The sequence below is a fragment of the Pseudomonas sp. NPDC089396 genome, assembly GCF_044749545.1.
Lineage (GTDB): Bacteria > Pseudomonadota > Gammaproteobacteria > Pseudomonadales > Pseudomonadaceae > Aquipseudomonas.
Genome location: NZ_JBIVIC010000013.1, coordinates 57,438 through 79,086, shown reverse-complemented (window position 1 = coordinate 79,086; position 21,649 = coordinate 57,438). Strand labels below are relative to the sequence as shown.

Below are 21,649 nucleotides of genomic sequence, written 5' to 3'. Positions count from 1 at the left end.
GCATGACACCCGCGCCGGTCGAAAGCACCGACACCGTTGCAAGAAAACCCGTCAGCCGAAAAGCAGCCTTGCGCATGGCGGCATTGGCGCTCGCGGTAGTAGGCGGCGTGAGTTATGCCAGCCATTGGTGGGCGAGCGGTCGCTTCATCGAAGACACCGACGATGCCTACGTGGGCGCGGACGTTACCGTGATCAGCGCCAAGGTACCGGGCTACATCACCGACGTCGCGGTGCTGGACAACCAGTTCGTCAAGGCCGGCGACCTCCTGGCCCGGATCGATGTGCGCGACTACAAGGCCGCACTGGCCAAAGCGGAGGGGGCCGTGGCCGCGCAGCGCGCACGCCTTGCCAACCTGGATGCTGTCGAGCAGCTGCAGCATGCGGTCATCAGCCAGGCAAAAGCGCAAATCGACGGGCGCAGCGCCGAGGCTCAGCGCGCACTGAACGACAAGGTCCGCTACCAGAGCCTGGTCAGCAGTCAGGCGGTTTCGGTGCAAAGCGCCCAACGCGTCGATGCCACGTGGAAAACGGCGCAGGCCGATCGCGTCCACGCCGAAGCAGGCTTGCTGGCGGCGCGCCAACAGCTGGTGGTCATCGACACGCAGCGTGAACAAACCCGCGCGGCGCTGGCCCAGGCCGAAGCGGACAGGGAACAGGCGCGGCTCAACATCGGTTACACCGAACTGCGCGCACCGGTGGACGGCTACGTGGGCAACCGCAGGGCGAAAGTCGGCGCCTTTGCAGCGGCCGGCAGCCAGTTGATCTCGGTGGTGCCCGCCCATGGCCTGTGGGTCGACGCCAACTTCAAGGAAGACCAGCTGGCGCGCATGCAAGTGGGTCAGGCAGTCAACGTCTCTGCCGACATCCTGCCAGGGCGTACCTTCCACGGGCGCGTCGAGAGCATCGCGCCGGCCACCGGCGCACAGTTCAGCGTGTTACCGCCCGAGAACGCCACGGGCAACTTCACCAAGATCGTCCAGCGCGTGCCGGTGCGGGTCCGTCTGGAAGGCAGCGACGCCGACTTCGGCGCCCTGCGCCCTGGCCTGTCGGTGATCGCCGAAATCGACACCAAGGCGCAAACCCAGGCGCAACCCAAGGTTGCATCGGCAGAGCGGCTGTGAGCAGCGAGCTGCCGGTCCTCACCCCCACACAAAAGGTGGCGGCCTTTGCCTGCATGTGTGTGGGGATGTCCATTGCCCTGATCGATATCCAGATCGTCTCGGCGTCGCTCAAGGACATTGGTGGCGGGCTCTGCGCTGGCGCGGACGACACAGCCTGGGTGCAGACGGCCTACTTGATCGCGGAGATCATCGTGATCCCCCTCTCGGGTTGGCTATCGCGGGTAATGAGCACCCGCTGGCTGTTCGCAGCGTCCGCGGCCGGGTTCACCTTGACCAGTCTGCTCTGCGCGCTGGCCTGGAACATCCAGAGCATGATTGCCTTTCGCGCCCTGCAGGGTTTTCTCGGCGGCTCGATGATCCCACTGGTGTTCACCACGGCGTTCATCTACTTCACCGGCAAGCAGCGGGTGATCGCCGCCTCGGTGATCGGGGCCATCGCTTCGCTTGCGCCGACACTGGGCCCTGCGGTGGGCGGCTGGATCACCGACATTGCCTCCTGGCACTGGCTGTTCTACATCAACCTGGTGCCCGGCATTTTCGTCACCGTCGCCGTGCCGCTGCTGGTCAAGGTCGACCGACCCAACCTGGATTTGCTCAAAGGGGCCGACTACCTGGGCATGGGGCTGATGGCGCTGTTCCTGGGCTGCCTGGAGTACACCCTGGAAGAGGGTCCGCGCTGGAACTGGTTCAGCGATGCCACGATCTCTGTGACCGCTTGGGTGGCGGGTGTCAGTGGCATCCTGTTCATCTGGCGCAGTTTGACGATCGCCGAACCTGTCGTTGACCTGCGGGCCCTGCGCGACCGCAATTTCGCCCTGGGCTGCCTGTTCTCCTTCATCACCGGCATCGGCATTTTCGCCACCATCTACCTCACGCCACTGTTCCTCGGTCGGGTACGCGGTTATGGCGCACTGGACATCGGCCTGGCGGTGTTTTCCACCGGAGTGTTCCAGTTGCTGGCCATTCCGGTGTACGCCTTTCTCGCCAACCGTGTGGACCTGCGCTGGATCCTGATGCTGGGGTTGGCGCTGTTCGGCCTGTCGATGTGGGACTTCTCGCCCATTACCCACGACTGGGGCGCCAAAGAGCTGCTGTTGCCCCAGGCCATTCGCGGCTTCGCCCAGCAGATGGCGGTGCCGCCGACCGTCACCTTGACCCTGGGCGCACTCTCGCCGGCACGCCTGAAGCTCGCCTCGGGCTTGTTCAATCTGATGCGCAATCTGGGCGGTGCGTTGGGGATTGCCGCGTGCGCCACGATACTCAACGATCGTACCAACCTGCACTTCCAGCGCCTGGCCGAGCACCTGAACAGCCGAAACGAGACAATGAACACCTGGCTCGATCAATGGAGCAGCAACGCCCAGGCGCTGGGCCAGAACAGCCTGGACGCCAGCCACACCGCGCTGCACCAACTCTGGGCATTGACCTGGCGCGAAGCGCAGACCATGACCTACGCCGACGCCTTCCTGGTGATCATGGAGTGCTTTGCGGTCGCCACCCTGCTGGTGCCATTGATGCGTAAAGTTCAGCCCCCAACGCAGCCTTCCGCCGACGCCCATTGACCCTTCGCCAACCGCTCTGTTCTTTCAGGGCATCTTCAAGACAACAAGAAGCCCGCGCACCTGATCGGTCGCGCGGGCTCGGTGTCACTGGGTGCTATCAGAGCAACGCTGTGTCGACGATGTATCCGTCGGCGGCCCCATTTGTGCAAACCCCGAACATCAGGGCCCGAACACACTGAGATACAGATCGATGCAGCAGGACGTGCGTCGCCGGAGGTGACCAAGGGGTAGTACGGGGAGATAGTGCAGAAACAAAAAGGGCGATCCTTTCGGATCGCCCTTTCTGAGATTTGGTAGGCACAATTGGACTCGAACCAACGACCCCCACCATGTCAAGGTGGTGCTCTAACCAACTGAGCTATGTGCCTGTCGTGTGGGGCGCATATTAGAGATCGAACACACACCTGTAAAGCGTTTTTTTCAAAAAAATCAAAAACTTTCAGATCCCGGGCAGCGCTTGTCTCAGGTGCCCATCGCCGGCAAGCCGGCTCCCACAGGTACACCACAGGCCTTGAACGCGGTGCTCTACCTGTGGGAGCCGGCTTGCCGGCGATGAGCCAGTGGATTCACAAGCAGATCTTGCAGCTCAAACCCCCGAAAAATGCCCCCTCCCCCTCCCTTAAGGGAGGACGCCTGTACGAACCAGATTAGGTCTACTGGACGCTCCGGAAGTCTCCGCGCCCTTGTAAACCATCGTTCCAGTCACAGGAGCCACCATGAACCCATTGATCCATTACCACGTCGACGCCGAGCTAGCCCTGATCGGCCTTGCCCGCCCGCCGGTCAACGCCCTGGGACAGCCATTGCGGGCCGCCCTCCTGGAAGCCTGCGAGCAGGCGCAGGCCGATCCGGCGGTTCGCGCCATCGTGCTGTACGGCGCCAACGGCCTGTTCAGTGCCGGTGCGGACATCAGCGAATTCGGCACCCAGGCCTCCTGCGCGGCACCCGACCTGCCTGGCCTGCTGCAGCGCCTGACCAGCATGGACAAGCCCCTGGTGGCGGCCCTCGGTAAACTCGCGCTGGGTGGCGGGCTGGAGCTGGCACTGGCCTGCGGCTACCGCATCGGCGAGCCAGGCACACGTGTCGGCCTGCCGGAAATCAACCTCGGCCTGCTTCCCGGTGCCGGCGGCACCCAGCGTCTACCTCGCCTGATTGGCGCTAGGCAGGCCTTGGATCTCATCCTTGCGGGCACGCCAGTGAACAGTGAAACCGCGCTGCGCCTGGGCATCCTTGACCGCGTCGCAAAGCATGCTGACGCGCTGCTCGACGAAGCCTGCGCCTTTGCCCGGGAGCTGCTTGGCGACCGCGCAAGCGCGCGGCCGGATGTGCCTTACCCCAACCCGGCAGGCGGCTTGCCCGATGACTTCTTCGACCATTTTCTCGAAGCCAATGCCCCGCGCTGGAAAAGCCGCCTTGCCCCCAGGCTAGTGGTCGACGCGCTTCACGCCGCCTGTCGATTGCCGTTGGCCGAAGGCCTGGCCCACGAACAGAGGCTGTTCAAGCAAGCCGAGGATTCCCGCCAGTCGGCTGCCCTGCGCCATGTCTTCTTCGCCGAACGCGAGGCAGCCAAGGTGCCTTGGATCGAAGCCGACCTGCCGCTGCGCCCCATCCGCAAGGTGGCCGTGATCGGCGCAGGCACCATGGGCGGCGGTATCGCCATGAACTTCGCCAATGCCGGTATCCCGGTCATCCTCCTGGAGCGTCAACAAGATGCGCTCGACCGGGGGATCGCGCAGATCAACCGCAACTACGCCAACAGCGTAAAGCGCGGAAAACTCGCTCCCGAGCAACTCGAACAGCGCACGACGCTGATCACCGGCACCTTGGACTACGCCGACCTGCGAGACGTCGACCTGGTGATCGAGGCCGTCTTCGAAAAGCTGGAAATCAAGCAGGAGGTGTTCCGCACCCTGGATGAAGTGTGCAAACCAGGCGCCATCCTCGCCACCAACACCTCATCCCTGGACGTCGACCGGATCGCGGCCGTGACTTCACGGCCGCACGACGTCATCGGTCTGCACTTCTTCAGCCCGGCCAACGTCATGCGCCTGCTGGAAGTGGTGAACGGGCGGCAAACCGCAGCGCACGTGCTGGCCACCACCCTGAAGCTGGGCCGCACCATCGGCAAGCTCCCGGTCGTGTCGGGGGTGTGCTTCGGCTTCATCGGCAACCGCATGCTCGAGCCCTATGCGCGCGAAGCCCACCGCCTGGTACTCGAAGGCGCCAGCCCCGCCCAGGTAGACAACGTGCTGACGGGCCTGGACCTGAACATGGGGGTGCTGAGCATGCTTGACCTGGCCGGCATCGACGTGAACTTCCTGGTACGCGACGCCAACCGCACGGCGATCAACCACGACGACAGCTATTGCCGCCTGGGCGACGAACTTTACGCCCTGGGCCGGTATGGCCAGAAGACCGGCCGGGGTTTCTACCTCTACGACGGCCGCGAGCGGCAGGAAGACTACGAGGTGATCGCCCTGGCCGAGCGCCTGGCGGGAGAGCTGCACATTCCACGACGGCCGATCGATACGCAGGAAATCCACGACCGCTGCCTGTTCATGCTGATCAACGAGGGCATCCAGCTACTGGACGAAGGCATCGCCTTGCGCGCCAGCGATATCGACCTGGTGTGGATCAATGGCTACGGCTTCCCCGCCCACCTGGGCGGGCCAATGCACTACGCCGAACAGCTCGGCCTGGACAGGGTACTGCGCGGCATCGAGCACTACCGCCAGACCCTTGGCGGCTACGGTGAAATGTGGTTCCAGCCGGCCCCGCTGCTTGAGCGCCTGGTGGCCGCCGGCAAGTCCCATATCGAACGTTTCTGAGCACCGCCGGCTCAGGCCGGCCCCTCCCCTGACACAAGCAAGTAAAAAAAAAGCGGAGCCGAATCCTTCGGCTCCGCCCAGGTCAAGCCGACCTGCGTTAGCGCACGCCCGACCCGGCAAGGCTGTCCGGTGTCCAGCGCGAATCAGAGGTCATGTTGTCGGACACCACCACGCCACCGGTGCTGGGCCAGATGTTGATGTAGTAAGTGCCCGCGATGAGATCGTAATGCCCGGAGGTCGTGGTATTGATCGCATCGGCATCGTAGAGGGCTGTCAGGTAGGCGAAGCCTGGGCGCCAAAGCTGGCCACGGCCGTCGTACTGGTCGTTGGAGAGCACCGCCCAGCTGTCCTCGTCAACGTAGAAGGTCCGCTTGGAGTAGATGTGACGAGCACCGGGCTTCAAGGTCGCTTCCACCACCCAGACACGATGGAGCTCCCAACGCACGAAGTCCGGGTTGATGAATGCGTTGCCGAACACCTGGTCAGCATCCGCGGCATAGGTAAAGCGATAGGTGTTGTACGGCACGTACATTTCTTTCTTGCCGACCAGCTTCCAGTCGTAGCGGTCCATGCGGCCGTTGAACAGGTTGACGTCGTCCATGGTGGACATGCCGGAAGTACTGGGGTTTGGCGTGTCGTAGGCCAGGTCTGGCGCCAGGCGGACGCGGCGTTGACCTGGCAGGTACTGATAGGCGCGACGGGGTTTTTCGCCATCGACGCTCTCGAAGGTCATCACCGCCTCGCCCGCCCGACGGGCCGGGCCGCTGTAGTTGGTCCGAGCGCGGTTGTAGAGGGTTGGCTCGCCTTCTTTCTGGCTATAGAACGGGCTTTCCAGGGTCCAGGCCCCTTGGGTCGAGAGCACGCGCTTGCCCGCCGCATCGACGTTGAAGGCGGAGTACCTGGGAATCACATAGGACGGCCCCTGGTAGCGGGCGATGTGATTGATCATGACCTCGATGCCCTGCTTGGGGATCGGGAAGGGAATCCCGCCGCTGGCACCTACCGCGGTATCGCCCGTGTCGGAGAGCTTGGCCTGCGTGGCATTCTTCATGGTTTTTTCACGCACGGCCTGGGGATAGACGACCGTCCGGTGGGTCGGATAGATGTCCATGCGAAAACCGGAGAGCTTCTTGAACATCGCCTTTTGCCCATCGCTGAGCTTGTCTGCGTACGCGTCGGCGTTTTTCGCATCGATGGAGAACAGCGGTTTCTCGTTGGCGAAGGGATCTGGACGTACCCCTTTGCCCTTGTCGAATCCGGCGGGTGGCGTGGTCAATCCGCCGGTGTACGCGGGAATGCTGCCATCCTTGTTGCCTGCCATCTCGGCGCCGATCGGCGTCAGGGTGACGCCCAACTGCTTGGCCTCTTGATCAGACACCGCAGCATGGAGCACGCCTGTGTGCGCCGCCATCAAGCTGGCCGCGAGCAGGATTTTTGTCAGTGTGGTCATGTCTCCACCTTCTAAGGTTGTGATGTTCGAAGTCAGCGCATCACGCCGGTCCGGGCACAGGCCCTGCGGCTTGCGTGAACGCGGACTTGCCTGGTTGTTGTATCCAAGCAGCCGCCGCATTGCCCCTCCCTAAATGGCCAGTGGGGAGGGGGCGTCCTGGAGGGCTTAGACGAATGCGCCGATGCCGGTAAGCGCGCGGGAGATCATCAGTTTCTGGATCTCGGTGGTACCGTCGGGAATCGGGATGACGATGGCCTCCCGGGCCAGGCGCTCGACATCGAACTCCTTGGTCAGGCCATTGCCGCCATGCAGCTGCACCGCGTCACGGCAGACTTTCACAGCCATTTCGGTGGCGAACCACTTGGCCATCGACGACTGCACGTCACAGCGAATGCCAGCGTCCATCATCGAGAAGGCCCGGAAGCACATCAGCCGCGCGGCGTCGGTCAGGGTGGCCATTTCGGCGATCTTGGCAGCGACCAGTTGATGGGCAGCAATGGGCTTGCCGAACTGCTGACGCTCCTTGGCATAGCTGATCGACGCCTCGAGCGACGCACGCATCAAACCTACGGACAGCATGCCCACGTTGGCGCGTGCCTTCTCGAACAGCTTCATGGTGTTCTTCAGGCCCGACCCTTCCTCCCAGACCATGTTGCTGGCGGGCACCCGTGCATCGTCGAAGAACACCTGGGCTGTGGACTGGCCATTGAGCGCGATCTTGTCGATATTGCGCGTCTCGTAGCCGTGCTCCTCGCGGTCGACGAGGATGTGCGACAGTGCCTTTTCACCCGTGCGCACGGTGGTGATCAAGAAGTCGGAGTAGTGCCCGTTGGAAATCCAGGTCTTCTCGCCCTTGATGATGAAATGCTCGCCATCGCGCTTGCCGGTAGCCTTGATATCGGCCACGTTGGAGCCCACGTCCGGCTCGCTGATGCAAAAACCACCGAAGGTACGCCCGGCCATGATGTCCGGCAGGTAACGCTCGCGCAGGTGGGCCTGCGATGCCGGCAATTCCGCCAGCGTGACCGCCATCCCCTTGTTGATCATCACGCACAGGCCAATGTCGACGGACACGGCGCACAGCTCTTCGAACAGCATGGCCTCGGTGACCAGGTCAAGGCCAAGGCCGCCGTGCTCCTCGGCGACGCTCACCCCGGGCAGGCCGAACTCGGCGATCCCCTGGGTGATTTCACGCATCCGCTCCTTGGGAATGTGCTGGTCGCCATACCGGCGTGCAACGGGACGGATTTCGGCATCGAGGAACTTGCGAAAACTCTCGACGGCAAGGCGTTGCTCTTCACTGGGCATGCAAACTTTCATTGTGTGTCGCTCCTTCGGGTCGCAGTGCCGGTGCGAACACAGTCGCCCTGGCTCAGGTGATACGTGGGTTGTCGCTGGTGCGATGGATCACCAGTGGCTACCGACGTTACGTGAGCCCTGTGGGCGATTCCCCCCCACGTTAGAGGGGCCAGAGGGGGTCGGGTGGGGTGCCGTTGCCAGGCCTGGGAAAAGGAGCGACACCGGGCCCGTCACTGCAATCGCAGGCGAGCCCGGTCTTGACGCGGGAGGAGAGCACTCACTCGAAGATAACGGTGCGACCTGATGCCAGCCATTGCCCAGCCTGTTCCAGGTAGCGGCTTTCGATGACGTCACGCTTGATCTTGAGGGTTGGGGTAAGGAAGCCGTTCTCGATGCTCCAGAGGTCGTTCACGACGACCACGTAGCCGAGCCGCTCATGGGGTTCGAGGTCGAGGTTGAGACGCTCGCGCAACGTGTCCAGCTCACGCTGCAACGCGTGGCGCGCGTGCGAATCGGCCAGGCTGTCGCGCCCCTCGGGCGACAGCATGAGCAACGCGAAGGGTGCAGGTTGCCCGGGCCCGGTGATGCACGCCGCCTCGACCCAGCGGTGTGCGATACGGTTCTCGATGGGCACCGGCGCCACGTACTTGCCCTTGTCGGTCTTGAACAGCTCCTTCACCCGCCCCGTGATCTTCAGACGCCCCTCCTCGTCCAGCACGCCACGGTCACCGGTCCTGAAGTAGCCATCGGCGGTCATGCTTTCGGCCGTCAGTGCCGGTTGCCGGTAGTAGCCCAGCATCCGCGTGGCACAATCGACGAGCACTTCGCCGTCCTCCGACAGGCGACAGCGCACGCCGGGCAACGCCTGCCCGACATAGCCCACGCGCACCTGGCCCGGCCGGCTGTAGTGGGAATAGCAGAAGTTCTCGGACATGCCGTAGACCTCCAACAGCTCCAGGCCAAGGTTGCGGTACCAGTTGACGATCTCCAGCGGCAGCGGTGCCGAGCCGGTAAAGGCAATGCGGGTGCAGTCCAGGCCCAGCATGACCAGCACCTGTTTCCTCAGTGCCGCGCCCGCTTCGCACGGGCTGGACAACAAGGCCTGCTGCTCGGCCGGAAGGCGTGTGCAGATCGCCTGGTAGAACTTGGTCCAGAGCCTGGGCATCGAGATGAACATCGATGGCCGCGCCCGGCACAGGTCCTGGGTGAAGGTTTCCAGGGTGTCGTTGAAGAAGACCTGTACGCCATGGCAGAGCGAATTGGACTCTACCGAGGATCGCTCGGCGGCATGGGCCAGCGGCAGGTAGGACAGCAAGCGATCATCCGGCCCCAGCTGGATGAAGTCACCGCCCGCCAGCGAAGCATAGGCATGCATGCTGCCGAAGCTGTGCATCACCCCTTTGGGCGTACCCGTGGTACCCGAGGTGTAGATGATGGTCGCCAACTGATCGGGGTCGGGCAGAAGGATGTCCTGCAGCGGGTCATTGGCGGCAGACACTTCGTCCCATTGCCGATAGTCGCCCTCAGGTGCCAACGGCAACGCGAAGACCTGCACGTCGGCTGGCAACATCTGCTGGATACTGCTGCCGGGCTCCATCCGCCCGAGGAACAGCAGGCGGATGTCGGCATGATCGACGATGTAGCGCAGGGTATCGGCATTCATCGTCGGGTACAGCGGCACGGAGACATGACCGGCCATCCAGATCGCCAGGTCGGCCATGATCCAGTGAGCGCTGTTCTTGCCCAGGATGGCGATACTGCTCCCGGCGGGCAGTTGCAACGCGGCCAGGTAGGTGGCCATCCGTCGCGCCTGGTCACCCACCTGGCGCCAGCTGTACTCATGGACCTGGCCCGCCACAGGCTGGGTCAGGTAGATCGCATCGGGTCGGGTGGCTTCCCAATGCAGGAAGCGATGGAGCAAGGTCGTCGAGTTATTATTGTTCATGCAACGTTCCTTCCAGGTCATGACCGGTCGCGGCCCGTCCTCACGGGCGCGGACGCTGTTGAACGGCCGAATCAGGGGGCGGCTCAAGGTGCCGAATCGGCTGACACGCCCCGTACCGCTCACCTTGCGCACCAATCGCGCAACACCGCCTCCGAATCCTGGCCGCGGGCCGGTATGGCGCCTGGCGCTGCCGGTTGGGTCACCGAAAAGCGTGGTGCCGGGTTGGCCTGCAGCACGCCATCGATCCGGCTGTACACGCCCCGCGCCGCCATATGCGGATGCTGCGCCGCCTCGTCGAGATCGAGCACCGGCGCGAAGCAGGCATCGGTGCCTTCGAGCAGCGCGCACCATTGCTCGCGGGTGCGGGTGGCGAACAGCTCGGCGAAGCCTTCGTGCAGGTTCGGCCACAGCTGTGGATCATGCCCCTTGGCATAGGCCGGGTCACCAGCCAGGCCGAGCTTGCCCAGCAACAGTTTGTAGAAGCGCGGCTCCACCGAGCCCACCGAAATGAACTTGCCGTCGGCACAGCGATAGGTGCGGTACCAATGCGGCCCGTCCAGCAGGCTGGTGCCACGCTCGTTGTGCATCTGCCCTGCCGATTTGAGCCCCAGCATCAGGTTCAGCATATGGGCGCTGCCATCGACGATCGCGGCGTCCACCACCTGGCCCTGGCCGGTGGCCCGGGCGTTCATGATGCCGGCCAGCAGGCCCACCGCCAGGTACATCGAACCGCCACCGATGTCGCCCACCAGGCTCGGCGGGGCCATCGGCGCCTGCCCCGGCTGACCTGACCACCACAACGCGCCAGACAGCGCGATGTAGTTGAGGTCATGACCGGCAGCCTGAGCCATTGGGCCGGCCTGGCCCCAACCGGTCATGCGGCCGTAGATCAGCTTCGGGTTGCGTGCCAGGCATACGCTGGGGCCCAGGCCCAGGCGCTCCATCACACCGGGCCGCATGCCCTCGATCAGCGCATCGCAGTTTTCCACCAGGCCCAGCACGGTATCGATGCCTGCCTGGCTCTTCAGGTCGACGGCGATGGAGCGTTTGCCACGGTTGCACACGGCGTGCTTGCCAAGGTCCAAGTCCTCATCGCCCGCGGCCAGGCGATCCACCACCACCACATCCGCGCCCAGGTCGGCGAGCAGCATGCCGCAGAACGGTGCCGGCCCGAGCCCAGCGATTTCCAGAATTCTCAGCCCCTTCAGAGGGCCAGTGCGATCTTGTGCCATCAGGTCATTTCTCCATGGGCTGGCAGCGCCAGCCTCCTGTCACGCTGCCGTTCAACCGAACACACGCAGGATGCATTCCGCCACGCAGGCAGGTTTGGCGACGTGTTCGATTTCCACGGTCATCTCGTAGGTGACCTGGGCACCATTGCCCTCCAGCGGCTCCCAGGACTGCACCTTGAAGTGCGCGCGCAGACGGCTGTCCACCGGCACCGGCTGGACGAAACGCACCTTGTTCAGGCCGTAGTTCACGCCCATCTTCACGTTGCGCACTTCGAACGCATCGGTCATGAACGTCGGCAGCAAGCTGAGGGTCAGGAAGCCATGGGCGATGGTCTTGCCGAACGGGCCTTTGGCGGCGCGCGCGGGGTCGACGTGAATCCACTGCTGATCGCCGGTGGCCTCGGCGAAGGTATCGATACGCTGCTGATCGATGGCTACCCAGTCGCTGGTGCCGACCACCTCGCCAACCAAGCCCCGCAGCGCGTCCACGTTCTCAAAGCTGTTCATGTTGCTCTCCCCCTGGAATTGTTGTTGTCGTTCAGTCGAGCAGCTCGGCCTGCAGGGCGGCCGCACAGGCGGCCTCGTGGCTGTCGCTGCTGCCCAGCAGCAGGTCGGCGACCACGGCGTGCTTGTAGTAGTGGCCCACCAGGTACTCCTCGGTCATGCCGATGCCGCCGTGCAGCTGGATGCCATGGGCACAGACAATCTTCGCGGCGCGACCGATCAGCATCTTGGCGCTGGAGAGGGTCTTGTCGCGGTTCGACGGGCTATCGTTGGCCACCGATGCCAGAGCAGCATGCAGCATCGAGCGGGCAAGCTCCGTTTCCGCCGCCATGTCGGCGATGCGGTGCTGGAGCGCCTGGAACGACCCGATGGGCACGCCGAACTGCTGGCGAACCTTGAGGTACTCGGCGGTCACTTCGAGGGTCTTCTCCATGCCACCGACCAGCCCGGCACACAGTGCCACGATGCCATGGGCAAGCCCTTGGCGCAGGGCAGCAAGGCCCTGACCTTCAGCGGTCAGCAGGGCGTCAGCCCCCACCTTGACGTTCTCCAGGCGCAGTTCCTGCACCCAGGTGCCGTCGTGCAGAGGCAGCGACTGGCGCTCAAGCCCGGCGCTGCCCGCGTCCACCCACAGCAAACTGATGCCTTCGGTTCCGGTGATACGCGCCGACACGATGAAGGCCTGGACCCCGTCGGCGCCCATGACCAGGGTCTTGGTGCCATTGAGGGTGAAGCCCTCGCCGTTGCGCTCGGCACGCACGGTCACGGTCTCGGGCATGCCCCGTGAGCCCGGCTCGCTATAGGCCAGGGCGATACGGCATGCGCCTTCGGCCAGTTGCGGTAGCCACCGGGCCTTGTGCGCGGTGTTGTCACACGCGGCCAGAGTCTGAGCGGCGAGTACCGCGCATCCCACATACGGCTCGAGCACCAGAGCGCGCCCCAATTGCTGGGCGATGATGGCCGTCTCCAGCAATGAGCCACCGAGCCCTGCGTATTCCTCGGGCAAGGCAGCCATCAACCAGCCCTGGCTGGCGAAGATGCCCCAGTTGTCGGCACTGCCGTTCTTCCCGGCCCCCAGCAGGGCCATGCGCGATTCGAAGCTGTAGGCCTTGTCGACATAGCGTCGCACGCTGTCCTGCAGCAGTTGTTGTTCCGAAGTCAGCTCGAAATCCATACCCGTTTCCTGCCCTTAGAGTTGGAACAGCAGCTTGGCGATGATGCCGCGCTGTACTTCGCTGGTGCCGCCATAGATGGTGGAAGCTCGGCGGAAGAACATTTCGTTGGCGATACCGGTCGCCAGGGCCTGCAAGGGGTAACCCTGTTGCAGGTTCGGTTCGTGGGGATGCGGGTAGGCGATCGCGCCATAGTCGCCCAGGGCTTCCACCTGGGCTTCGGTGATGCGCTGCTGGAACTCGGTCGCGCGGATCTTCAACATCGAGCCCAGGGTGTGGGACTCTGGCCGGTGCGCCTGCTCCAGGCGGGCCACGCGCTGTACCAGCATCTCCAGGGCCTGCAGCTCAGCCTCCAGGCGCGCCAGCTTCAGCGCGAAGACCGGGCGCTCGCACAGACGCTGGCCGTCAGCCTGCAACGTCGAGGCAAACAGTTTCAGCTCGCGCATGTAGCGCTTGAGCTCGGGCAGGTCGGCGGTCGTGGCATGCTCGTTGTTGAGCAGGAACTTGGTGATGCTCCAGCCCTGCCCTTCCACGCCGATCAGGTTCTCCACCGGCACGCGGACGTTGTCGAAGAAGGTTTCGTTGAGGTGGTGCGCATCGTCGATGCTGCGGATCGGCCGCACGGTGATACCCGGGGTGTTCATGTCCACCAGCAGGAAGCTGATACCGGCCTGCTTCTTCACTTGCGTGTCGGTGCGCACCAGCAGGAAGATCCAATCGGCATGGTGGGCGTAGCTGGTCCAGGTTTTCTGGCCATTGACCACATAGTGGTCACCCTCGCGCACCGCACGGGTACGCAGCGAGGCCAGGTCGGAGCCGGACCCAGGCTCCGAGAAGCCCTGGCACCAGAGGCGCTCGCCCTCGAAGATGGCGGGCATGTGCTGCGCCTTCTGCTCGGGCGTGGCGAAGGCATTGAGCACCGGCCCCAGCAACTTGTGCACGAAGCCGTCCTGGGTCGGGGTGCCTGCGGCACTGCATTCATCGTCGAAGGCCAGGATCTGCGGCACGGTCCAGCCGGTGCCGCCATGTTCCTTCGCCCAGTAGGGCGCGCCCCAGCCGCGCTGGTTGAGGATCTTCTGCCAGCGCATCACCTGTTCACGCGGTGACCGGGTAGCGCGGCGAAGCCCTTTGAGGTCCGCCGGGACGTCCTCGTCGAGAAAGCGCCTGACTGCCTGGCGGAATGCGACCAGGCTCGAATCGGGAGTGAAATCCATGATCCTTCCTCAGTTCTTGCGGTAAAGCGTGACCACGCAGGCCCCACCGATACCGACGTTGTGCTGCAGCGCGACGCGCGCACCCTCGACTTGCCGCTGCTCGGCCTGGCCACGCAGTTGCTGGACCAGTTCGGTGCATTGGGCAAGGCCGGTGGCGCCGATGGGGTGCCCCTTGGACAGCAGACCACCGGAGGGGTTGACCACATAGCGGCCACCGTAGGTGTTGTCGCCATCATCGATGAACTTCTGCGCACCGCCCTCCGGGCACAGCCCCAGGGCCTCATAGGTCAACAGCTCGTTATGGGCGAAGCAGTCGTGCAGCTCCACCACATCCACCTCGTCGGCGCCGATTCCGGCGATTTCATAGGTCTGCCGGGCCGCCGCACGGGACATGGAGAAACCGGCCAGGTCGCGCAGGTCGCCGGACTGGAAGGTTTCCGCGCCATCGGTGGTCAGCGCCTGGCCGGCAATCACCACGGTGCTGTCCAGGCCATGCTTGCGGGCATAGGCTTCGCTGCACAACACCACCGCCGCAGCGCCACAGGTCGGAGGGCAGGCCATCAACCGGGTCATGACTTCCGGCCACATCACTTGATCGGCCATCACCTCTTCGGTGGTCACAACCTTGCGGAACACCGCTTTGGGGTTGTTCGCGGCATGCCGGCTGGCCTTGGCGCGGATCTTGGCGAAGGACTCCATCGGCGTGCCAAAGCGCTTCATGTGCTCCCGGCCGGCGCTACCGAACAGGCGCAAGGCGTTTGGGATGCCCGCTGCCTCTGGCAAGGCCGCATCGCACTGCTGCATGAACAGGTCCAGCGGCGCTGGCCGGTCGCTGAAGGTGTTGCCCAAGGCACCCGGGACCATCTGCTCGAAGCCGACGGCCAGGACGATATCCACCATGCCGCTGGTGATGGCCTGGTTGGCCAGGAACAGGGCGGTGGAGCCGCTGGAGCAGTTGTTGTTGACGTTGATCACCGGGATGCCGGTCATGCCGACGTTGTAGAGCACGCGCTGGCCACAGGTGGAATCGCCGTAGATGTAGGCGGCGTAGGCCTGCTGGATGGACTCGTAGCCAACGCCGGCATCGGCCAGGGCCAGACGAACGGCCTGTTCACCCATTGCCACATAGGTGTCGCTCTGGCCAGGCTTAACGAAGGGAATCATGCCAACGCCCGCGACGACGACTTTCTGCCTCATGTCTTTCTCCTCAGCTTTGGGTATCCCGCCTACCGTTGGGCTCGTGCCCTGCGGTACTGGCTGGCAGGCTCTTGAGCTTCAAGAGTAAGCATGCCCCTTCCTGGGTCGCCCCTCTCCATTAGGGGAGGGGCTGCGGACGCCCGGTCTGCCGTTGTTTTCGCCAGTCTGGCACCCTGCCAGTGGCATTGAACAGAGACCGACGAAGTGGCCATCGGGTATGGCATGAACGACCTGCTCGACCCACCTGTGAGTGGCTGAAACCAGCACGAACACCACCCGCGAGCCTTCGCTCCGGGTGGTGATGTCAAAAACGCAACCGCAGACTGCGCGGCGCGGCGGATTCAGGACGCCGGCAGTTCAGCACCGACGTAGGCCGGCGCTTCCTTGGCGAGGAACCGGCGCACCGCCTCGGCATGGTACTGGCTGGCCCCGCACAGCGACTGGGCCGCCGCTTCCAGCTGGTTCATGGTCGCCCGATCGGTCTCGAACGAGCGGTTCAGCAGGGTCTTGGCCAGGGCCAGGGCACGCGGCGGCGCGTCATCGAATTGCCGCGCGTAGTCCAGTGCCCGCGACAACAGCTGGTCCGCCGGCACCAGGGCCTGGGCCAGGCCCAAGGCCAAGGCTTCCTCGGCGCCAATGGCGCGCGCGCTGAAGATGATTTCCTTGGCCCGTGCCAGGCCCACCAGTCGCGGCAGTACATGGAACATCGAAAGGTCCGGCACCAGGCCAATACTGACGAACGATGCCATGAGCCGAGTACGCGGGGTCACGAACATGAAATCCGCCGCCAGGGCCAGGGAAAACCCGGCGCCCGCCGCCGGGCCGTCCACGGCGGCGATCACCGGTTTTTCCAGGGCCGCCAGCTCGCCGAGCCAACGCTGGTGGCCAAGTACCAGGTCACGGCCAAAGAATACCGGGTCGTCGCTCGCCGCGTCGCCCGCAAGGTCGGCACCTGCGCAAAAGGCTCCGCCCGTGCCGGTGAGCACCACCGTCCGCACGGCCGGGTCCTGGCGGGCGCTGCTGATCGCCCCCTGCATGCCCTCGGCAACGGCCGCATCCAGCGCATTGCGCCTGTGCGGACGGTTGAGCGTGATCACCGCCGTGTTGCCGAGCTTTTCGTAGCGCACTGCTTCGTCTGTCATGGCCATTCCTCCCTGATTACAGGTTGCGAGCGATGATCACCTTCTGGATATGGCTGGTGCCTTCGTAGATCTTGGTCACCCGCACATCGCGGCAATAACGCTCCACCGGGAAGTCGCTCAGGTAGCCGTAGCCGCCATGGATCTGCAGCGCATCGGAGCAGACTTTCTCGGCGATCTCGCTGGCGAACAGCTTGGCGATGGAGGCTTCCTTGGCACAGGCCACGCCGGCCTGGTTCAGGCGCGCCGCATGCAGCATGTAGGTGTGGGCCACTTCGAATCGGGTCGCCATGTCGGCCAGGTCGAAGGCCACGCCCTGCAAGTGGATGATCGGCGCACCGTAGGCCTCTCGCTCCTTGGCATACTTCACTGCCGCTTCCAGCGCGGCCCGCGCCGCGCCCACCGCCACGGCAGCGATGCCGATGCGACCTTCGGACAGGGTGCCCATCAGGCGTTTGTAGGCACTGCCCTCCTCGGCCAGCAGGTGCGCGGCCGGCACCCGGCAGTTGTCCAGCTGGATAGCAGCGACCTGGGCCGAACGCTGGCCCATCTTGCTCTCCACGCGGGTTACGGTGTAGCCGGGCTGGCGCGGGTCGATGATGAACATGCTCGGGCCTTTGCGACCCTCCGGCGTATCGGTGACCGCGGCAATGGCAAAGGCGATGCCCGCCTCGTTGCCGTTGGAAATGAACTGCTTGCTGCCATTGAGCACGTAGCTGTCACCTTCGCGACGCGCCGTGGTGCGAAACGCTGCGGTATCCGAACCTGCCTGGGGCTCGGTGAGCAAACCGGCGGCGATCAGTTCGCCGGAGACCATGGCGGCCAGGTACTGGTCTTTCTGCGCCTGCGTGCCGTAGCGATGGAGCATGTCGGCCATCCCATTGTGCACATGCAGGATGGTGGCAAAGCCCGCATCGGCCGCGGCGAATTCGGTGATGGCCAGGCAGTACTCGGCAAACGACATGCCCGCGCCACCAAACGCCTCGGGGATGTGCATGCCCAGAAAGCCCAGGTCGGCCACCGCCTTGAGTTCGGCATGGGGCCAGGCCCCGGTGCGGTCGCGCTCGGCGGCCGTGGCCGCCACCACTTCCTGGGCCACCTTGCGGGCGGCATCACGGATCATGACTTCCTGTTCGCTCAGGAACACTGCGGATGTATCGCTCATATTTTCCTCACACCCTAGAGAGAGGCCATGCTGCAGCCAGGGGCACGCAGCGCACTGACCGGAGCATGGCGCTCGCCCCGCGTGCGTGCGCCTCCCTTCTGGGTAGGGGGACCGAATTGGCAGAGCGTCCGCCTACCTCAGCAGCCCCTGCTGGCGTGCCAGGGAAATCGCCGCATAGCGGCTCGACACGTCCAGCTTGGCGAGGATGTTCTTCACGTTCCACTTCACCGTGCCAAAGGTGATGTTGAGCGTCAGCGCGATACGCTTGTTCGACATCGCCTGGGCCACCAGGCCGAGAATCTCCAGCTCCCGAGGGGTCAAGCTGGGGCGAGGTCCATTACTGGCGTTGCGTGTCGGGACCCGCTTCACGGCGGCTTCCACCTGCGTCTCCCGGGCGGCCAGCAGGTGCTCCAGGTAATCGGCCAGCAGCGGCTCCAGTGCTACGTCCCGGCGCCAGCCTTCGAGCAGCTCGACGACCGCGGCGCCCTGATCGAGCACGGTGCGCACCAGTCCCAGCCGCGCAGCGGTGCCGATCGCATGTTGCAATTGCTCCCTGGCGGCGTCTTCCTGGCCCAGGTCATGTTGCGCCAGCGCACCGAGCAAGCTCACCTTGACCTGCGTGCGCACACAACCGACCGCGGCCGCGAACGCGCCCACGGCGTCCAGGTCTTCCAAGGCGCGCGCCGGATCCTGCGCAGCCAACGCCAACCGAGCGCGAGACATGGCGGCCACTGCGGCAATTTCGTCACGTGTCTCGGCGCTGTTCAGTTCAGCCGCCTCCAGCGCGGCCAGCCGCGCCACCAGCTCTGCCGCGCGGCGCATCTCACCCTGTGCCACCAGCAACCTGACCTGCTCGGCCAGGACCAACGCCCGCGGGCGCTCAAGGCCCAGGACATGAAAGTGCGCTGCCTGGGATTCGAGCAAATCCAACGCTGCCTGAGGCGACTCGCGCTGCGCGCAGATGCGGGCGCGGTTAAGGGAGGCGCGGGCCATCACATCAGGCATGGAGGAACGCAGGATGCCGCTGCGATTGGCCAGCACACTCAGGGCATCGTCGATCCGGTCCAACTCGTAGTAGGCATCGCAGAGCGTGGCGGCGCACAGGTTGGCGCAGACCGAGCCACGCCCGTAGGCTGTCTGGGCTCGGGACAGGATGCTGGCCCCCAGGCGCGCGGCCTCCCGGGCGTCGCCATGGGCCAGGCTGGCCATGGCGCGGGTGTTCTCGAACACCATGGCCATGTCGTTGTCACAGTCCTCGGCATGGATCGGGTGCTGTGCATGCAACGCGCTGGCGGCGTCCAGACGCCCTACGGCCAGGTAGGCGCAGGCCAGGGCCGACAGGCCGATGTAGCGCAACGAGCGATTCTCCAGTGGCGCCCGAGAGGCCGGCTCCAACAGGCCGACCACCCGGCGCGGCTGGTCCAGCTGCAAGGCAATGGCGGCATCGGCGAGGGCAAATTTGGACGAGATCGCCGGGTTGCGCGCCGCCTCGGCGCGACGGATCTGTTCCAGCCAACGCCGTGCCTGCTCCGGGCGGGCGGTGAAGGCATACGTCAGGCAACCCAGGATGAACAGCCGCGGATGGGCAAACAGCGTCTCTTGCGGCAGGCGCTCCAGCAAATGCAGCATGGGGCTGATGTAGGCCATGCTCCAGGCACTGGAGGCCGCCTCCTCCATGGCCTTGACCGCATAATCCACATCGCCGCCCAGATTGGCGTGACGCACTGCCTCTACCAAGTAGTCGTGCTCAGCAAACCACTGACTGGCCCGCCGATGCAGCTCTTCCACCCGCGACTCGCCGCGTGCCGACAGGCGCTGCACAAGAAACTCGCCGAACAGCGGATGGAAGCGATACCAGGGCAGGTTGTCATCGGACTCGATGCGGTACACCAGCAGGTTCTCCTCCTCGGCCCGCTTCATCAAGGCATGCGCTTGCGCGTTGCCGGTGACGAACTGGGCCAGCTCGGCATTGAAGCGCCGAAACAACGACACCTTCTCCATCAACTCGATCATCTCGGGCGCCAGGCACGCGACCACATCCTCGGCCAGGTACGCCTGCAGGTCGCTGGACTTCCACAGGATCGAGCGCAATTGCGAGCGTTTGCCCGGGCGGACCCTCAGCATGGTGGCGATCGGTTGCAGGCTGGCGGGCCAGCCACGGGTCACGTCGTGGATCAGGCGCTCCTCATCGGCACTGAGTGTCAGGGTAGTGAGGTTGTGCTGGAAAAAATCCCGCGTCTGCTCAAGGCCGAACGGCAGTTCGGCAGCATCGATCTCGGCCACCTGCCCTTGCATGCGCAAGCGGCCCAGGCTCAGCGACGGAGCGGCCCTCGAAGCGAGGGTGAAGTGCAGGTTGACCGGGCAATGATCCAGCAGCTTTTGCATCAAGCGGTGAGCGGCGCTGGATTCCACGTGATGGAAGTCATCCATCAGCAGGTGCAACTCCTTGCCCACCGCCTCTGCCTCGCGGGTGACGATGGCGATCAGGGCGTTGATCGACGGCTCGCTGCCGTCGCACTGCAGCCACTCAGGCTCGATGGCGATGCCCAGGCGCTGCAGGGCGTGCAGCAGGTAGGCGAGGAAGCTGGCGAACTGCCGGTCGTCGAGGCTGAACGAGATCCAGGCTACATCCAGCCCGGCACGCATCAACTCCAGTCGCCACTGCGCCAGCAGGATGGTCTTGCCGAAACCGGCGGGGCCGGTGATCAGCGTCGCACTGCCGTACTGCGCCTCATGCAGCCGGGCCAGCAGCGGCTCCCGGGCGATATGCCGGGCATTGAGGCGCGGCGGTGAAAACTTGGTCGCGACCAACAGGTCGTCGGCGTCGATGACAGATGTGGACATGCTCATTTTCTCCACCTTCGTAAGTGTTCGTGACGTCCCCTGCATCCTGCTACAACCGCAGGGAAGTGGACCCCGTCCGCAAGGGGGGGGGTGTGTCCGCAAGGGCCTCGCGTAAGTTCGAATCCAGGCAGAAAAGCCCTGTGAATTGCGAGCGAGGTGATGAGATGAGCGAGTCCGTATCGTTTGAAGTGAAGGGTCAGGTGGGCTGGATCACCTTGACCCGCCCCAAGGCCATGAACGCCTTGAACCCGGAAATGCTGCAGGCCATGACGGCGCACCTGGATGCCTGGGAGCACGACGATGGCGTGCGGGTGATTGCCGTCACCGGCACCGGGCCGGCCTTCTGCGCCGGCGCCGACCTCAAGGTCGGTGGCACGCCGCAACCCGGGGAAAAGGACCTGCTGGATAACATCGTGGTGTTCTTCGATGCCCTGCGTGCCTATCCCAAGCCTGTGATCGCCGCCGTCAACGGGCTGGCCCTGGCCGGTGGCCTGGAAACCGTCCTGTGCTGCGATTTCGTCATCGCCGCAGAAAGTGCCCGCTTCGGCGATGCCCACTCCAACTTCGGTGTATTCCCCGGCGGCGGCGGTGCCGCGGTGCTGCCACGCAAGATCCCCGAGAACATCGCCAAGTACCTGCTGTTCACCGGCGATTCCCTGCCCGCTCGGGACATGAAGCAGTACGGGCTGGTCAGCGAAGTGGTGGCCGATGCCGAGCTGGTGGCACGGGTCCAGGCCATCGGCGACAAACTGGCCGAAAAGAGCCCGCTGGTGCTGCGCAAGATGAAGCGCGTGGCAGACGCCGCCGGCGACAAATCCCGTGCCGATGCCCTGCGCCACGAACTGCTGGAGCTGCGCGACCACCAGCGCTCCCATGACATTGCCGAGGGCATCCGCGCCTTCGCCGAAAAGCGCAAGCCGAACTTCAAGGGCTATTGAGCCGGGCGCCTGCCCTCCCCTTACCAGAACGATTCGAGG

At 64.6% G+C, this 21,649-nt stretch carries 15 protein-coding genes and 1 tRNA gene; 4 read left to right on the top strand and 12 right to left on the bottom strand.

Features of this window, described 5'->3' with window-relative positions; translation table 11 throughout:
- Nucleotides 1–2: 2 nt before the first annotated feature.
- Nucleotides 3–1,121, top strand: a complete 1,119-nt coding sequence (locus ACIPZB_RS21560; protein WP_400642637.1) for an HlyD family secretion protein — start codon at nt 3–5, stop codon at nt 1,119–1,121.
- Nucleotides 1,122–1,174: 53 nt separating this feature from the next.
- Nucleotides 1,175–2,683, top strand: a complete 1,509-nt coding sequence (locus ACIPZB_RS21555) for a DHA2 family efflux MFS transporter permease subunit (RefSeq protein WP_400642636.1) — start codon at nt 1,175–1,177, stop codon at nt 2,681–2,683.
- A 291-nt stretch (nt 2,684–2,974) separates the two neighbouring features.
- Here ACIPZB_RS21555 and ACIPZB_RS21550 read toward each other — a convergent pair.
- Nucleotides 2,975–3,051: transfer RNA gene (locus ACIPZB_RS21550), tRNA-Val, on the bottom strand.
- A 348-nt stretch (nt 3,052–3,399) separates the two neighbouring features.
- Between ACIPZB_RS21550 and ACIPZB_RS21545 the strand changes: the two genes are divergently transcribed.
- Complete coding sequence (locus tag ACIPZB_RS21545; RefSeq protein WP_400642554.1) at nt 3,400–5,511, top strand: 3-hydroxyacyl-CoA dehydrogenase NAD-binding domain-containing protein; 2,112 nt, start codon at nt 3,400–3,402, stop codon at nt 5,509–5,511.
- Nucleotides 5,512–5,608: 97 nt separating this feature from the next.
- Here the strand turns inward: ACIPZB_RS21545 and ACIPZB_RS21540 are convergent, their stop codons facing one another.
- The 11 genes from ACIPZB_RS21540 to ACIPZB_RS21490 all read right to left on the bottom strand — a co-directional run bounded on the left by ACIPZB_RS21540 (nt 5,609) and on the right by ACIPZB_RS21490 (nt 20,672).
- Nucleotides 5,609–6,961 (bottom strand): DUF1329 domain-containing protein, encoded by a 1,353-nt coding sequence (locus tag ACIPZB_RS21540; protein ID WP_400642553.1) that lies wholly within the window; start codon nt 6,959–6,961, stop codon nt 5,609–5,611.
- Nucleotides 6,962–7,126: 165 nt separating this feature from the next.
- On the bottom strand, nt 7,127–8,281 hold the full coding sequence (locus ACIPZB_RS21535; protein WP_400642552.1) for an acyl-CoA dehydrogenase family protein: 1,155 nt from the start codon (nt 8,279–8,281) through the stop codon (nt 7,127–7,129).
- 256 nt (nt 8,282–8,537) lie between these two features.
- A complete protein-coding gene (locus tag ACIPZB_RS21530) occupies nt 8,538–10,205 on the bottom strand; it encodes an AMP-binding protein (RefSeq protein ID WP_400642551.1) in 1,668 nt (555 codons plus the stop codon).
- Between the two features lie 119 nt (nt 10,206–10,324).
- On the bottom strand, nt 10,325–11,437 hold the full coding sequence (locus ACIPZB_RS21525) for a CaiB/BaiF CoA transferase family protein (protein ID WP_400642550.1): 1,113 nt from the start codon (nt 11,435–11,437) through the stop codon (nt 10,325–10,327).
- Between the two features lie 51 nt (nt 11,438–11,488).
- Nucleotides 11,489–11,944 (bottom strand): MaoC family dehydratase, encoded by a 456-nt coding sequence (locus ACIPZB_RS21520; protein WP_400642549.1) that lies wholly within the window; start codon nt 11,942–11,944, stop codon nt 11,489–11,491.
- A gap of 31 nt (nt 11,945–11,975) precedes the next feature.
- Nucleotides 11,976–13,115, bottom strand: a complete 1,140-nt coding sequence (locus ACIPZB_RS21515; RefSeq protein ID WP_400642548.1) for an acyl-CoA dehydrogenase family protein — start codon at nt 13,113–13,115, stop codon at nt 11,976–11,978.
- 15 nt (nt 13,116–13,130) lie between these two features.
- On the bottom strand, nt 13,131–14,327 hold the full coding sequence (locus ACIPZB_RS21510) for an acyl-CoA dehydrogenase family protein (RefSeq protein ID WP_400642547.1): 1,197 nt from the start codon (nt 14,325–14,327) through the stop codon (nt 13,131–13,133).
- 9 nt (nt 14,328–14,336) lie between these two features.
- The gene (locus ACIPZB_RS21505) at nt 14,337–15,524 is read right to left on the bottom strand and encodes a lipid-transfer protein (RefSeq protein ID WP_400642546.1); all 1,188 of its coding nucleotides are present in this window, start codon (nt 15,522–15,524) and stop codon (nt 14,337–14,339) included.
- 341 nt (nt 15,525–15,865) lie between these two features.
- Nucleotides 15,866–16,666: an enoyl-CoA hydratase/isomerase family protein gene (locus ACIPZB_RS21500; RefSeq protein ID WP_400642545.1), complete on the bottom strand. Its 801-nt coding sequence runs from the start codon at nt 16,664–16,666 to the stop codon at nt 15,866–15,868.
- Between the two features lie 16 nt (nt 16,667–16,682).
- Nucleotides 16,683–17,810: an acyl-CoA dehydrogenase family protein gene (locus ACIPZB_RS21495; protein WP_400642635.1), complete on the bottom strand. Its 1,128-nt coding sequence runs from the start codon at nt 17,808–17,810 to the stop codon at nt 16,683–16,685.
- Between the two features lie 150 nt (nt 17,811–17,960).
- Nucleotides 17,961–20,672: a LuxR C-terminal-related transcriptional regulator gene (locus ACIPZB_RS21490; RefSeq protein WP_400642544.1), complete on the bottom strand. Its 2,712-nt coding sequence runs from the start codon at nt 20,670–20,672 to the stop codon at nt 17,961–17,963.
- 164 nt (nt 20,673–20,836) lie between these two features.
- Between ACIPZB_RS21490 and ACIPZB_RS21485 the strand changes: the two genes are divergently transcribed.
- On the top strand, nt 20,837–21,610 hold the full coding sequence (locus ACIPZB_RS21485) for an enoyl-CoA hydratase/isomerase family protein (RefSeq protein ID WP_400642543.1): 774 nt from the start codon (nt 20,837–20,839) through the stop codon (nt 21,608–21,610).
- Nucleotides 21,611–21,649: the final 39 nt, after the last annotated feature.

What these genes read in the sequence shown, in the direction of transcription:
- ACIPZB_RS21500 (WP_400642545.1), bottom strand. Translation starts at nt 16,666, where the DNA reads ATGACAGACGAAGCAGTGCGCTACGAAAAGCTCGGCAACACGGCGGTG.
- ACIPZB_RS21555 (WP_400642636.1), top strand. Translation starts at nt 1,175, where the DNA reads ATGTGTGTGGGGATGTCCATTGCCCTGATCGATATCCAGATCGTCTCG.
- ACIPZB_RS21560 (WP_400642637.1), top strand. Translation starts at nt 3, where the DNA reads ATGACACCCGCGCCGGTCGAAAGCACCGACACCGTTGCAAGAAAACCC.
- ACIPZB_RS21510 (WP_400642547.1), bottom strand. Translation starts at nt 14,327, where the DNA reads ATGGATTTCACTCCCGATTCGAGCCTGGTCGCATTCCGCCAGGCAGTC.
- ACIPZB_RS21485 (WP_400642543.1), top strand. Translation starts at nt 20,837, where the DNA reads ATGAGCGAGTCCGTATCGTTTGAAGTGAAGGGTCAGGTGGGCTGGATC.
- ACIPZB_RS21545 (WP_400642554.1), top strand. Translation starts at nt 3,400, where the DNA reads ATGAACCCATTGATCCATTACCACGTCGACGCCGAGCTAGCCCTGATC.
- ACIPZB_RS21515 (WP_400642548.1), bottom strand. Translation starts at nt 13,115, where the DNA reads ATGGATTTCGAGCTGACTTCGGAACAACAACTGCTGCAGGACAGCGTG.
- ACIPZB_RS21535 (WP_400642552.1), bottom strand. Translation starts at nt 8,281, where the DNA reads ATGAAAGTTTGCATGCCCAGTGAAGAGCAACGCCTTGCCGTCGAGAGT.
- ACIPZB_RS21490 (WP_400642544.1), bottom strand. Translation starts at nt 20,672, where the DNA reads ATGTCCACATCTGTCATCGACGCCGACGACCTGTTGGTCGCGACCAAG.
- ACIPZB_RS21530 (WP_400642551.1), bottom strand. Translation starts at nt 10,205, where the DNA reads ATGAACAATAATAACTCGACGACCTTGCTCCATCGCTTCCTGCATTGG.
- ACIPZB_RS21525 (WP_400642550.1), bottom strand. Translation starts at nt 11,437, where the DNA reads ATGGCACAAGATCGCACTGGCCCTCTGAAGGGGCTGAGAATTCTGGAA.
- ACIPZB_RS21520 (WP_400642549.1), bottom strand. Translation starts at nt 11,944, where the DNA reads ATGAACAGCTTTGAGAACGTGGACGCGCTGCGGGGCTTGGTTGGCGAG.
- ACIPZB_RS21540 (WP_400642553.1), bottom strand. Translation starts at nt 6,961, where the DNA reads ATGACCACACTGACAAAAATCCTGCTCGCGGCCAGCTTGATGGCGGCG.
- ACIPZB_RS21505 (WP_400642546.1), bottom strand. Translation starts at nt 15,524, where the DNA reads ATGAGGCAGAAAGTCGTCGTCGCGGGCGTTGGCATGATTCCCTTCGTT.